The 13,190-nt window shown below is 38.3% G+C and carries 18 protein-coding genes; 16 read left to right on the top strand and 2 right to left on the bottom strand.

The features are described from left to right. Window positions 1–14: 14 nt before the first annotated feature. The 15 genes from IO68_RS21365 (at window position 15) to IO68_RS21300 (ending at window position 11,451) form a co-directional block, all read left to right on the top strand. Window positions 15–788, top strand: coding sequence for a TatD family hydrolase (locus tag IO68_RS21365; RefSeq protein ID WP_023012872.1), 774 nt, complete (start codon window positions 15–17; stop codon window positions 786–788). 40 nt (window positions 789–828) lie between these two features. Continuing rightward, entirely contained in the window at window positions 829–1,437 is a 609-nt protein-coding gene (locus IO68_RS21360) for a TetR/AcrR family transcriptional regulator (protein WP_017196661.1), read from the top strand. Window positions 1,438–1,743: 306 nt separating this feature from the next. Further along, a complete protein-coding gene (locus tag IO68_RS21355; RefSeq protein ID WP_031234712.1) occupies window positions 1,744–2,319 on the top strand; it encodes a type II secretion system protein in 576 nt (191 codons plus the stop codon). After that, window positions 2,309–2,815 carry a type II secretion system minor pseudopilin GspI gene (gspI, locus tag IO68_RS0116830; RefSeq protein WP_023012870.1) on the top strand — a complete coding sequence of 169 codons (507 nt, stop codon included), beginning with the start codon at window positions 2,309–2,311 and terminating at the stop codon, window positions 2,813–2,815. Before IO68_RS21355 ends, gspI begins: the two co-directional genes overlap by 11 nt. Further along, window positions 2,815–3,552, top strand: coding sequence for a type II secretion system minor pseudopilin GspJ (gene gspJ, locus IO68_RS21350; RefSeq protein WP_023012869.1), 738 nt, complete (start codon window positions 2,815–2,817; stop codon window positions 3,550–3,552). The genes gspI and gspJ overlap by 1 nt, the downstream gene beginning before the upstream one ends. Before the next feature lie 2 nt (window positions 3,553–3,554). After that, entirely contained in the window at window positions 3,555–4,511 is a 957-nt protein-coding gene (gene gspK / locus IO68_RS21345; protein WP_007481842.1) for a type II secretion system minor pseudopilin GspK, read from the top strand. A 107-nt stretch (window positions 4,512–4,618) separates the two neighbouring features. Next, complete coding sequence (locus tag IO68_RS21340; RefSeq protein WP_023012868.1) at window positions 4,619–5,215, top strand: 6-pyruvoyl trahydropterin synthase family protein; 597 nt, start codon at window positions 4,619–4,621, stop codon at window positions 5,213–5,215. 44 nt (window positions 5,216–5,259) lie between these two features. Beyond that, window positions 5,260–5,973, top strand: a complete 714-nt coding sequence (gene ung, locus IO68_RS21335) for a uracil-DNA glycosylase (protein ID WP_023012867.1) — start codon at window positions 5,260–5,262, stop codon at window positions 5,971–5,973. Next, window positions 5,973–7,094 (top strand): enoyl-CoA hydratase/isomerase family protein, encoded by a 1,122-nt coding sequence (locus tag IO68_RS21330; protein ID WP_004879873.1) that lies wholly within the window; start codon window positions 5,973–5,975, stop codon window positions 7,092–7,094. The genes ung and IO68_RS21330 overlap by 1 nt, the downstream gene beginning before the upstream one ends. A 6-nt stretch (window positions 7,095–7,100) precedes the next feature. Beyond that, the gene (gene tadA, locus IO68_RS21325) at window positions 7,101–7,610 is read left to right on the top strand and encodes a tRNA adenosine(34) deaminase TadA (protein ID WP_031234708.1); all 510 of its coding nucleotides are present in this window, start codon (window positions 7,101–7,103) and stop codon (window positions 7,608–7,610) included. Between the two features lie 66 nt (window positions 7,611–7,676). Further along, on the top strand, window positions 7,677–8,117 hold the full coding sequence (locus IO68_RS21320; protein ID WP_023012865.1) for an SRPBCC family protein: 441 nt from the start codon (window positions 7,677–7,679) through the stop codon (window positions 8,115–8,117). 13 nt (window positions 8,118–8,130) lie between these two features. Further along, window positions 8,131–8,811 (top strand): (d)CMP kinase, encoded by a 681-nt coding sequence (cmk, locus tag IO68_RS21315; RefSeq protein WP_007481837.1) that lies wholly within the window; start codon window positions 8,131–8,133, stop codon window positions 8,809–8,811. 114 nt (window positions 8,812–8,925) lie between these two features. Continuing rightward, on the top strand, window positions 8,926–10,608 hold the full coding sequence (gene rpsA, locus IO68_RS21310) for a 30S ribosomal protein S1 (RefSeq protein ID WP_004879865.1): 1,683 nt from the start codon (window positions 8,926–8,928) through the stop codon (window positions 10,606–10,608). 157 nt (window positions 10,609–10,765) lie between these two features. Continuing rightward, complete coding sequence (locus IO68_RS21305) at window positions 10,766–11,068, top strand: integration host factor subunit beta (protein WP_004879864.1); 303 nt, start codon at window positions 10,766–10,768, stop codon at window positions 11,066–11,068. A 17-nt stretch (window positions 11,069–11,085) separates the two neighbouring features. Then, window positions 11,086–11,451, top strand: a complete 366-nt coding sequence (locus IO68_RS21300) for a lipopolysaccharide assembly protein LapA domain-containing protein (protein WP_004879862.1) — start codon at window positions 11,086–11,088, stop codon at window positions 11,449–11,451. A gap of 70 nt (window positions 11,452–11,521) precedes the next feature. Here the strand turns inward: IO68_RS21300 and IO68_RS21295 are convergent, their stop codons facing one another. Both IO68_RS21295 and IO68_RS21290 read right to left on the bottom strand, forming a co-directional pair. Continuing rightward, window positions 11,522–11,848, bottom strand: coding sequence for an AzlD domain-containing protein (locus IO68_RS21295; RefSeq protein ID WP_023012864.1), 327 nt, complete (start codon window positions 11,846–11,848; stop codon window positions 11,522–11,524). Next, window positions 11,845–12,501 carry an AzlC family ABC transporter permease gene (locus IO68_RS21290; protein ID WP_023012863.1) on the bottom strand — a complete coding sequence of 219 codons (657 nt, stop codon included), beginning with the start codon at window positions 12,499–12,501 and terminating at the stop codon, window positions 11,845–11,847. The genes IO68_RS21295 and IO68_RS21290 overlap by 4 nt, the downstream gene beginning before the upstream one ends. 89 nt (window positions 12,502–12,590) lie before the next feature. Between IO68_RS21290 and IO68_RS21285 the strand changes: the two genes are divergently transcribed. Beyond that, window positions 12,591–13,139: a helix-turn-helix domain-containing protein gene (locus IO68_RS21285; RefSeq protein ID WP_007481830.1), complete on the top strand. Its 549-nt coding sequence runs from the start codon at window positions 12,591–12,593 to the stop codon at window positions 13,137–13,139. Window positions 13,140–13,190: the final 51 nt, after the last annotated feature.

The following is a 13,190-nucleotide window of genomic DNA, read 5'->3' as shown; positions in this document are numbered from 1 at the left end:
GATAGGAAAAAATAGTGTTTGTTGATACGCATTGCCATTTAACCATGTTGGATTTAAGTCCTTATGAAGGAAACTTAGATCAAGCACTTGAACAAGCTCGACTTGCAGGTGTTTCGAAGTTCATGGGGATTTCAGTTGATCTTGATGATCATATTAAATTGGCAGAAATCGCATCTCGTCATCACGATGTTGGATATACCGTAGGCGTGCATCCTTGTGAAGATGATCATGTGATGGCAAGAGCAACAACAGACTATTTGGTTGAACTAGCCCAATCTGAAAAAGTTTGGGCGCTAGGTGAAACTGGCTTGGACTATTATCACAGTACAGATTTTATTTCAGAACAAAAACAATGCTTTGCTCGTCATATACAGGCTTCAAAAATAGTAAAGAAACCAGTTGTTGTACACACCCGATCAGCTAAACACGATACCGTTGATATCATTAGAGCTGAACAATCGACACATGGTATTTTACATTGCTTCACTGAAGACTGGGAAACAGCCAAAGCTGTGCTGGATTGTGGCTACTATATTTCTTTCTCAGGCATTATTTCATTTAAAAGTGCCCAAGATTTGCGAGATGTTGCAAAACAAGTACCTCTTGATCGAGTGCTAATAGAAACAGATAGTCCTTATTTAGCACCTGTGCCATATCGTGGTAAAACGAATGAACCAAAATATGTTCCTTATGTAGCAAAAGCACTAAGTGATGTATATGATAAATCGCTTGAAGAGATTGGTATGATTACCACACAAAATTTCGAGAATCTCTTAAATTTGAAATAAACGGTTATTGTTGTACTAGGAAGAGAGTTATCACGTGAAAATGGATCGTCAAGCTCAGTTTAGAGCACGAGAAGTATTAATTTTTCAAATCGCTGAGCAACTCCTATTAGAAAATGGTGAAGCAGGCATGACCTTAGATGCTCTTGCAGCAGAGCTAGATCTTGCCAAAGGCACATTATACAAACACTTTCAAAGTAAAGATGAATTGTATATGTTGTTGATCATTCGTAATGAGCGAATGCTTTTGGAAATGATTCAGGACACTGAAAAAAGTTTTCCTGAACATTTAGCTTTCTTTATGTTGCATCATTTACATCATCCTGAACGCACAGCATTATTTCATCAGATAGAAGAACGTTTATCGACAACAGGTCAAGGTATACAGCTATTATTTAGTGAGTTATATAAAGTTCGTCGACAACGTTTACGCATTATTATTCGTATGACAGAAAGCTATTTGTTGGATATTAATAGCACGATGACAACTCGTGATTATTTAGCATCCATTTGGTCTTTGACTTATGGCGCTGCCGTTATTCTCAATTCAAGTTTTTACCAGCGTTATCTTGGTTCAAGAGATACTCTGCGAGTTGCATATATCGAACAAGCTTTAGCCATGCCGAAGCAACTTGAAACAATTACGACATAGTTGGTCAATACAATGAACTGCTCGCAGCATAGTCGACAAACAAGCAAACGACATCTTATTTCTCGGTTTGCTAAAGTTTCAAGCTATGCTCGATTTAAATGCGTCAACCCTGAGCATAGTTCTATGTCTAACACCCAGACAAAATTTCATCTTGTTCATCCTCACACTCGAAGTGTAGCTTCTTGTGCAGTAGAACCGCGCGTTGTTAGACGAAAATTTGCTCACTTCGAGCATAGAGCTTTGCCTTCTTGCGAAGCTGGGCTTCTTAGAGAGAAACGTTGTTTTACTCATCCTGTAACTCAAAGCATGGCTTCTAGTCTTGCGACACGATCGAGTGTTGCTCGATTTAATCGTGTCTCAGGATTTACCTTGATTGAGGTCATGGTCGTTATTGTGATCATGACGATTATGGCATCTTTAGTTGTATTGAATATTGGTGGTGTTGACCAACGTAGAGCGATGCAAGCCCGTGAGATGTTTATTTTAGATCTAAAAAAGATTAATAAAGAAGCAACGGATCAAGCTAAGGTATTTGCTTTAAATACCCAGAATGCGACTGATGTCGCACCGTTTAGCTATAATTTGTTCGAATATCACGATCAGAGCAAAGAACAAATTCAACAAGAAGATCGGACTTGGCAGCCTTATGCAGAATTCAAAACACGTCAGCTACCTGAGCAAGTTTCATTTAGCATTGAAAGTCTGGATAATGAGAGTTATCCAAAAGCTAACAATGAAGATTTGTTGGGTGGTAAAGCACCTCAGTTAATTTGGTTTGGCAATGGTGAGGTTAAACCTGTTCGAATTCAGTTTTATTATCAGCAACAAGCAATTGGGCACGAATTCGAGTTAGATCACTTGGGTAAAGTAAATGAAAATTAGATACTCAAAACATAGTGCTCTTTCAGGTACTCAGACGAAACTATGTTTTGCTAATCCTGCAACTCAAAGCATAGCTTCTCGTCTTGCGACACGATCAAGCGTTGCTCGATTTAATCGTGTCTCAGGATTTACCTTGCTTGAAGTTATGGTCGCATTGGCTATCTTTGCAGTCGCAGCAATTGCTTTAACAAAAATAGCGATGCAATACACTCAGTCGACTTCAAATGCAATTTTACGGACCAAAGCACAGTTTGTTGCTATGAATGAAGTTGCCACGATGGAAATGAACCAAGAGTGGCTAGATGGAACTCAATCTAAACAAGTGACCTCTCAAGGTGAAACGTGGCAAATTGATAAAAAAGCACAATCAACGATTAGCCCTAAAGTACAACGTATTGAACTGCAAGTTAGCTTATTTAATGCTGATCAAGGCAAAGTAGAAGCGGGAATTACTAATGTTGTATTTTTTAATTATCCAGCAAAAGCTAGAACATAATGAATAATAAAAATGTGTTTGTAATTTCATCAGTTTCTAATGCTCAACCAAAGTTTGACTTGGTTAATTCAAACACTCGAAGCTTAGTTCCCTGTTTTGCAGTAAGGTCGAGCATTGCTCGTCAGAAATCAGTTTTAGGATTTACCTTAGTGGAGCTGTTGGTTGCGATCGCAATTTTTGCTGTGCTTTCAATGATGGGTTGGAAGGTTTTTGATTATCTGCTTAAAGTCAAAGATCGTAATGCTGAACATGAGACACATTTATTTGAATTGCAAGATGCGTATCAGCAAATTTTAAGAGACAGTTTGCAAATTATTCCTTTAACAGCAAATGATGGGAGGCAAATACAGGCTGCTTTGGTGCTCAACGATAGAAGTTTTATGTTCAGTAAGGCGGGTGTCTCAGATCCTCTAAAGCAAGGTTTGTCACCTTATGAGCGAATAGAGTATCGTTATGATTCGGCACAGAAAAAAGTATATAGACTTAAATATTCAAACTTGAATATCCCAAATCGTATTCAGCCTGTTTCAAGTACTTTGCTTGAAAATGTAGATCAATTTAAAGTAACTGTTTTGAATCCTCAAGAATTAACCCAATGGCCAGAAAATCTCAATGATCCAAATAATGTAGTAGAACTAAAAAAGCTACCATTAGGATTGAAAATCCAGCTTACGGTAGCAGGAACAGATTATGAATGGATTTATAGTCTGCTTCGTACCAATCAGGATGGTCAATAATAATGATAAAGAATCAATCACAACATGGCGTTGCATTATTAACGATTTTGGTTATGGTTGCTTTAGCGACTATTTTGGCTGCAACTATCGCAAAACGACAGTCTAATACTGCTGAAAATACAGGATATTTGATGCGGCAAGATCAGTCTTTACTATATGCCAAGAGTGCTGAAGCTTTTTTTTCTGAGTTATTGATTCAAGACAGTGATAACGGCAGCAGTATTGATCATTTACAGGAAAATTGGGCAAAGCCTATGCCCCCATTTTCAGTTGAAGATGGTGCTGTATCTGGTCGTTTATTAGATGAATCTGGTAAATTTAACCTGAATAATTTGGTTAAATCTGATGGTAAAGTTGATGAAGCAGCCAAGCGTTGGTTTGAAAAACTTTTGCAGCGAGTTGGGCTTCCAGCAGAATTAAGTCAGGCTGTAATTGATTGGCAGGACAGTGATGATGAAACGACTGGTGCAATGGGTGCCGAGAGTAACTACTATCAAGGTTTAAATCCGCCTTATTTGGCATCGAATACAATGTTTCATAGTGTTGATGAGTTGAAGCTTGTCAAAGGCTTTGAAGGTAAAAACTATGATTTGATTAAGCCTTATGTGACGGCTTTACCAGAGCAAACCAAAGTCAACATGAATACTGCATCGGCCTTATTATTGGCAAGCATAGATCCAAGAGTGGATGTAAACGCACTTGATCAAGAATTAAAAGCAAAACTCTCTAATTTAACTTATTTTAATAATGTTGATGATTTGTGGAAGTTAAATGCTTTTTCTGGGGTTGAGGATCAGACAAAAAATGATGTTGCAGGGCTGTTAGATAGCAAATCAAATTATTTCGCTGCTCAAATTGAAGTTGTTTTAAGCGAACGGAAACGCCAATTTACTAGCTCTATGGTGAGAAAAGATAGGCAAGTTACTGTTTACTCAAGAAGTCTTGCACCTTTTAATTAATTTTCATCATTGAGTTTGCAAATGGTGACAAGATTTAAAATCAATCCCAATGCTAGTTCTTTTGCTTTATAATAAAATTCGTTTGCAGATAAAGATTAGCTTGGTGCATGTTAATTCGTAAATTATTTAAGTTTGAAAATGCTCATATTGTACGAAATTGTACATCGGATCGTTGTAAGCGTTCGATTCATGGGCATAGTTATAAAGTTGAATTATTATTAAAAGCGTCAAAGCTTGATCATGGACAAATGGTTTATGATTTTGGTCTTTTAAAAGGCGTCATTAAAGAGTTGTTTGATAGTTTTGACCATGCGATTTGTTTCTGGCAAAAAGATGATGCCGCTTACATAGATGCATGTAAAACGTTTAGTGCTCGCTGGATTTCTTTACCTGTTTCACCTTCGGCAGAGCAGTTCTCACGTATTTTCTTTTTCCTTGCTCAACAAGTATTAAACTCGACTTCTACTCAGAATGGTGAGGGTGATGTTGAGGTGTATTCTGTGATCGTGCATGAAACAGATACGGGCTATGCTCAAAGCTTTCAAGAAGATATTGATAATGAGCAAATGGGCTTGTTGAATTTAGAGCAAATCATTTTTTCTGAACAAGTACAGTCTGAGTGGAGCGATACGCAGATGTATGAAAAACTGAAAAAAGGTATGAAGTTTCAAAACCCGAATGTAGAACTACAAGTAAATATTTAAATACTTTATCAATTTATTGAGCGAATTAATTTCAAGGAATTTTGATGCAATTTACTGAACAACAGCAGGACAAATTAAATAAAGTTCAGTTGGATGACTCATGGAAAACTTCACTATCAGATTTTCTTCTCAGTCAGAAGATGGATAATTTGCGTGAATTTTTGCAACAAGAGATACTTGCACAGAAAACGATTTTTCCGCCAGGTAAGCAAATTTTTAATGCATTCAATACTACGCCGTTAAATAATGTGAAGGTCGTAATTTTGGGACAAGATCCTTATCATGGCCCAAATCAGGCGAATGGCTTAAGTTTTTCTGTACAAAGAGGGGTTGCATTACCTCCATCTTTGCGTAATATTTTTCATGAGTTACATACTGACTTAGCTGTGCCTATTTCTCGTCATGGAGATTTAAGTAAATGGGCGGCTCAGGGTGTATTGTTATTAAATAGCGTACTTACAGTTGCTGCTGGGCAGCCGACATCACATCAAAAGCAAGGATGGGAAGACTTCACCGATGCTGTGATTGATACGTTAAATGAACAACGTGAGCGAGTTGTCTTTATCTTATGGGGTGCTTATGCGCAACGTAAAGGGCAACGAATTGATCGCAATAAACACCTTGTGCTGACTGCAGCGCATCCATCTCCGCTTTCAGCGAATAGAGGTGGTTTTTTTGGTTGTAAAGTGTTTTCAAAAACAAATGATTATTTGAAACAACATGGCATTGAGCCTATAGACTGGCAATTGGACGCATAATGACTTCTCCCGATTTAAGTAGCTATCATCCTGATTTAGTTATCGAACAGGCAAAAAATGGTTGGCGTATTGTTCGCCTTAACAGACCAAAATCTTTACACGCATTAGATGAATCTATTGTTAGCGCCTTGTTGAAAGTGTTTGAAGACTTTCACGTCGATGAAAGTGTAAAAGCGATTTGGTTTGATTCAACAACGCCTAAAGCATTCTGCGCAGGTGGTGATGTTCGTAAACTTCGTCAATTGGTTATTAATAATGAAGTTGATACTGCAAACAAATTTTTTGAGCAGGAATATGCTTTAGATTTATTACTTCATAATTATGCTAAGCCAATTGTCGTTTGGGGTGAAGGCTATGTGATGGGTGGTGGTCTTGGGTTGTTTATGGCAGCTCCATTTCGTCTAGTTACGCCATATTCACGTTTGGCAATGCCAGAAATCAATATCGGTTTATATCCAGATGTAGGCGGTAGCCGCTTTTTAGCTGATCGTGGACAAATTGGCTTATTTACAGGGTTGACGGGTTCGATCATGACGGCTGCTGGTGCATTTAGCATTGGCTGGGCGACACATATTTGTGAGGCTCAACGAGATAACGTGCTTCAAAAAGTTCTCAATGTTGACTGGAATCATTATCCAGCAGGCGCATTTCGTGCAATTGATGACACTTTAAATAGTTTACACAGACCTGTAGCTTCTGGGCCATTGCAAAATTCTATTGATGTTATTCATAGCGTATGTCGTGGACAAAGCTTTGAATATGACTATCAAGCCATCATCGGTTTGAGCGAAGCGAGTAGTGACTGGTTACGTCAAGCAAGTGAGAATTTACAGAAGGGTTCTCCAAGCACTGCCGCAATCACATGGTTGTTATGGCAGTGGGGTAAGCAAGGTCATGCTTGGGATGAAGTTTTTGCATTAGAAGCACAAATTTCAGATTGGAAAATTCGCCATCCAGACTTTGTAGAAGGCGTCCGTGCACGTTTGGTGGATAAGGATCTTTCACCAGAATGGAAAGCTGCTGAAAAAATTACCTTAAAAGATATTTTGTCAGATCATCCTCCAGTAACAGATATTGATAGTTGGAATGCGCTGTTAAGACAATATGGCGTTGTTTCATAATTTATCATGACTGAAAGAAATATAGACGATGAATATTGGATGCAGTTTGCTTACGAGCAGGCTGCATTAGCTGCGGCAGATGGGGAAATTCCAGTTGGAGCAGTGATTGTAAGTGATGGTAAGATTATTGGTGCAGGTTATAACGCTCCGATTAAACTGTCTGATCCGACAGCTCATGCTGAAATTCAAGCATTACGTTCTGCTTGTACATCAATTCAAAATTATCGCCTTCCTGATGATGCTGTTCTTTATGTAACCCTTGAACCTTGTACGATGTGCGTAGGTGCATTGGTTCATGCGCGTGTGCAAAAAGTTGTTTTTGCAACAACCGAACCTAAAGCTGGTTCTTTAGTGAGTGCTCGTCAGTTACTTGAGAACGGATATTACAACCATAAGTTTACATTTGAGCATGGCTGTATGCAGCAGCAATGCTCAAATCAATTAAGTGATTTTTTTAAGAAAAGAAGAGATGAAAAAAAGAAAAATCGTTTATCTAAAACGTCCTTAAATGATTAAAAATGTCTCATTAGTTGTGGCACACTAGGCCTCCCATGATTTTGATTAGATCAAAAAGGCGAAGCTATGCGTAATGCAATCACTGTAAAAAAAGAATTTAATGCCCCGATTTCTGAAGTTTTTGAATTATTGTCAAAACATTCAACTTACAACAAAGCTTTCGCTCCAGTTCAAGTGATACGTGTAAAAGATTCTGCTGATCCGCAACGTCCTGATGGTGTTGGCTCTGTTCGTCGTATGGGTTTTGGTCCAATTAAGCCGCTGCAAGAAGAAATTACTTTATTAGAAGAAAATAAACGTATCGAATATAAGTTGATTAATAACCCATTGGTAAAACATCATTTGGGACAAATTGACTTTAAAGAAATCACGCCATACATCACGCTTGTGACTTATAAGATTGAATTAACAGCAAAAGCACCTTTTGTAAGCAAATTAGTTCTTGCACAACTAAAAGCAGCCATTACACTAGGATTCTCTAAATTAGCCAAATCAGTTGCTTCATAAAAAAGAGATTGGAATGACAGTTCATATTATTACGATTGATGGTCCGAGTGGATCTGGTAAAGGTACATTGGCTGCAAAAATTGCCGCACATTATCATTTTAATTTATTAGATTCTGGCGCACTCTATCGTTTGCTTGGGCTGTCATTGTTTCAAAAAGAATTGTTGGATCAGCTTGATACAGCACTTAGCCAATGTGTTGATTGTGCATTGAATTTAAATATCGAATTCAAGTCAACTGAAAACTCGATTTTGGTTTTCCTAGATGGAATTGATGTAACAAATACGATTAGAACTGAACAAGTGGGCGAGTACGCATCTAAAGTTGCTGCTGTTCCTGAATTGCGTAAAGCATTATTTGAACGGCAACGCGCATTTATTCAAGCACCTGGTCTAGTTGCTGATGGCCGTGACATGGCAACTTCTATTTTTCCAGAAGCCCAAGCGAAAATTTATTTAACTGCTTCGGCTGAGTCTCGGGCTGAGAGACGCGTAAAACAGTTGCAGGGCATGGGTCTTGATGCTAAAATAAGCGACATTTTATCTAACATACAAGCTAGAGATAAGCGAGATATGGAGCGCACAGTTGCTCCTCTCAAGCCAGCTGATGATGCGTATATCATTGATAGTTCTAGAATAGGTATCGATGAGGTGTTTCAGTTAATGGTTGACTATATCAATAGCTGTATAAAATAGATACACAGTTTTTTATCAGTTGAAGCATTGCTTGATCAGATTTTTTGGACAATGTAACAACTTAACTAAACCGGCCTTGTCTGATCCAAGACCGCGGACTTTATCAGGTATATCATGACCGAATCTTTTGCAGCCCTCTTTGAAGAAAGTGAATTAAACCTCAACGTTGAAAAGGGTGCAGTCATCCAAGGTACTGTTGTTAGTATCGATTCTGACTGGGTTACTGTTGACACTGGCCTTAAATCTGAAGGCGTAGTTGACCGTGCTGAATTTTTAAATGAACAACGTGAACTTGAAGTTCAAGTTGGCGATACTGTTGACGTAGTTGTTGAAGCACTTGACAACGGTATGGGTCAAACAGTTTTATCACGTGAAAAAGCGAAGCGTGCTGAAACTTGGACTAAACTTGAGAAAATCTTTGAAGACGGCGAAATCGTTACTGGTGTTATCTCTGGTAAGGTTAAAGGCGGTTTCACTGTTGACATCGGTCCTGTACGTGCATTCTTACCAGGTTCTTTAGTTGACACTCGTCCTATCCGTGACACAACTCATCTTGAAGGTAAAGAGTTAGAGTTCAAAGTAATCAAACTTGATGCTAAACGTAACAACGTTGTTGTATCTCGTCGTGCAGTTATGGAAGCTGAATCTTCAGCTGACCGTGAAGCATTACTTGCTCAACTTGAAGAAGGTCAAACAGTTACAGGTACGATCAAGAACCTTACTGATTACGGCGCGTTCGTTGATCTTGGCGGTATTGATGGTCTTCTACATATCACAGATATGGCTTGGAAGCGTATCAAGCATCCTTCAGAAGTGGTTGAAGTTGGTCAAGAAGTTACTGTTAAAGTACTTAAGTTTGACCGTGAGCGTAACCGCGTATCTTTAGGTCTTAAGCAATTAGGCGAAGACCCATGGTTAGCGATCATGAGCCGTTATCCTAAAGGCTCTATCGTTAAAGCACGCGTAACTAACTTAACTGACTACGGTTGCTTTGCTGAAATCGCTGAAGGCGTTGAAGGTTTAGTACACGTTTCAGAAATGGACCACACAAACAAAAACATCCACCCATCTAAAGTAGTTCAGATCGGTGACGAAGTTGATGTTATGGTTCTTGAAGTTGACGAAGAACGTCGTCGTATTTCTTTAGGTATCAAACAAACTCGTGCTAACCCATGGGAAGAGTTTGCTAAGTCTAATGAAAAAGGCGAAAAAGTTTCTGGTACGATCAAGTCAATCACTGACTTCGGTATCTTCATCGGTTTATCTGGTGGTATCGACGGTTTAGTACATTTATCTGATATTTCTTGGAACGAACAAGGCGAAGAAGCTATCCGTCGTTACAAGAAAGGTGACACAGTTGAAGCAGTTATCTTATCTGTAGACGCTGAAGGTAACCGTATCAGCCTTGGTATCAAGCAATTAAACAGCGACCCATTCAATGACTTCTTAGCTGCGAATGAACGTGGTGCTTTAGTTAAAGGTACTGTAACTGCTGTTGACGCTAAAGGCGCTACAGTTAAGTTAGCTGATGACATCGAAGCAACTCTTAAAGCATCTGAAATCAACCGTGATCGCGTTGAAGATGCGACTAAATTCTTAGAAGTTGGTCAAGAAGTTGAAGCGAAGATCATCAACGTTGATCGTAAATCACGCTCTATCAACTTGTCTATCAAAGCGAAAGACGAAGCTGAAGAGAAAGAAGCTGTGAACAACGCTCGTCAAGCTGCTGCTACTCAAGCTGCAGAAAGCAATGGTCCTAAGACTATTGGTGACTTAATTAAAGCTCAAATGAAGTAATTTGTTAAAAGGTACGTTTCTTGTAACAGAGACGTACTTTTTTATACAAAAATACTGTAAACGGTAGCGTAGTATTGATGTACTGCGCTACCGTTTTGTATTTAAACAGGTTATTATTAAAAACATTGAGAAGTAGTGATAATTAAAGAGGTCATCAATGACGACTGAAGCACTTAATAAATCTGATTTAATTGAACGGATTGCACTTAAAAACCCACACTTAGCTGAACCTTTAGTTGAAGATGCAGTTAAGATCATGATTGATCAGATGATCGAAGCACTTTCGAGTGGTGATCGTATTGAAATTCGTGGTTTTGGTAGCTTTGCTTTACATCACCGTGAACCACGTTTAGGTCGTAATCCTAAGACAGGTAGAGCAGTTGATGTTGCGGCAAAAGCAGTTCCTCATTTTAAACCTGGTAAAGCACTTCGTGATGCGGTAAACGAATCAGCTAAATAAAAAGAGAGGTGCAGCTTATGCGCTATGTATTAATTGCATTACTCGTTGCTATTTTTGGCTATGCTTTAGCCTTGGTTCTTCAGAATCCAGCGGAATTACAAGTAGATCTATTATTTACTCAAGTTCCTGCAATGCGTTTGGGTTTATTACTTTTGTTAACCCTAGCATTAGGAATTGTTGTTGGTTTATTGTTGGGTGTTCAGGTTTTCCGAGTGTTCCAAACAAGTTGGGAAATCAAGCGTTTACGTAAAGATATTGATCACCTTAGAAAAGAGCAGATTCAACTTGCACAACAGGCTGCTGCTGAAGCTGCTGCAAGTGTAAGGCATGAGAAAACTGTTCTGGATATTAATCCTGAAGGTCAATCTCGTACTCCACTGTAATTAAAGAATTCTAAGATTATTTATAATCTAAAAAATAGCTCTTTGTGTTAATCAAGGAGCTATTTTTTTACTAAGAAAAACCTAAATATCTTAAAGTTGCTGTTACTACGATTGCGACTAAAATAACAACAATCAAAGAGTATCTTTTCCAAGCAAATAAAATTGCAACCGAAACGCCAATTATTTTGCTTATTCCACTAAATTCATTCTCTGTAAAAATTGTATTGAATATAGCTAGTGTAAATAAAAGAACGCAAGCTGAATCTGAAAGCATTTGTCGATGATGCTCTTTAAAGGCAATTCGATTCGCAAGGTAAATGCCAGAATATCGAATGAGATAAGTTCCGATTGATAAGATCGCAATGCCTGCAACCATGTAAACTGTATCGTATTTCATTTTGATTTTCTCCCTAGGAGTAAACCAAACATAGAAAGTAAAACTGGTAGGCCTGTCGGTAAAAAAGGAATAGAGGCTAAAGATAACCCACTGCCTAGAAATACTCTGTTTCGAGTCGTTTTATTTTTCAACAGAGGAAGTATCAATGCAAAGAGAATCGCAGGAAATGCCGCATCAATCCCGAAGGCATGAATATTTGGAATATTCTGACTTAATAAATAACCAATGATTACGCCGACTGGCCAAAGAATAGCGATACCTATTCCACACATCCAATATGCTGATTTTTTTATAGCTGGTTGTTGTTGGCTCAATCCAAACATAACACTTTCATCATTCATGATGTGACATGCAATAAAACGGAAAGAATTTTTTTCTATAAAGTCAGCAACAGATAGCCCAAAGGGTAAGTGACGTAAATTAATCAGAATCCCTGTGAATGCAGCAAAAATGGGGTTTGCACCCGTTGCAATCATACCAATAAAAGTAAATTCAGCAGCACCAGCGAGAACTGTCAAAGAAAGCGCGAGCGGAATCCAAAGCGGAATATTAAAACTAGCAGCAACAGCACCTAATGAAATACCAACGATCCCTGTAGCTACAGAGATCAAAACAATTGCTTTAATTAGGTCATATTGTATTTTATTAGACATATCTGATTTCTATATCAAACGAACGTGCGATATAATAGTGCATTGTCATGATGTTCGTCAAAGCGAACAATCGTTTTTTATGGTGTACTATGTCATTGCCAATTGAAATAGTTGCAAAAGGTTTGCAGAGAGAGAGACAAAAAGCTGGATTATCATTAGCAGAAGTCGCTAGACGTGCTGGTATTGCAAAATCAACTTTATCTCAGTTAGAAGCCGCACAAGGAAATCCTAGTTTGGAAACCTTATGGGCATTGTGTGTAGCTTTGGACATTCCATTTGCTAAATTAATGGAAAGCAATATTGCTCAAACCCAAGTCATTCGTTTCGGCGAAGGCCCGTCTGTTTCATCAGAAGTAGCACATTATCAAGCAATCTTATTAGCAAACTGTCCAACAGGTGCAAGACGTGATGTTTATATCTTGACAACTCAGCCTGGTGAGCCGCGTTGCAGTAAACCGCATCCGATTGGTAGTGTTGAGCACATTATTATTATGAAAGGTAAAGCGAAAGTCGGCTTGATTACTGAACCAATGATATTGGAGGAAGGAGATTATATTTGTTATCCTGCTGATCAAGATCATATTTTTGAAGCATTAGAATTAGATACACGTGCAATATTAATTTCCGAACAAAGATGATTTAGGTTTGATAGAAATGCTTTTTTTCATTAAGCGTGTTTTCATACTTTG

This window comes from Acinetobacter sp. COS3 (genome assembly GCF_000475335.1).
GTDB lineage: Bacteria > Pseudomonadota > Gammaproteobacteria > Pseudomonadales > Moraxellaceae > Acinetobacter > Acinetobacter venetianus.
This window is presented reverse-complemented; position numbering and strand designations above follow the sequence as displayed.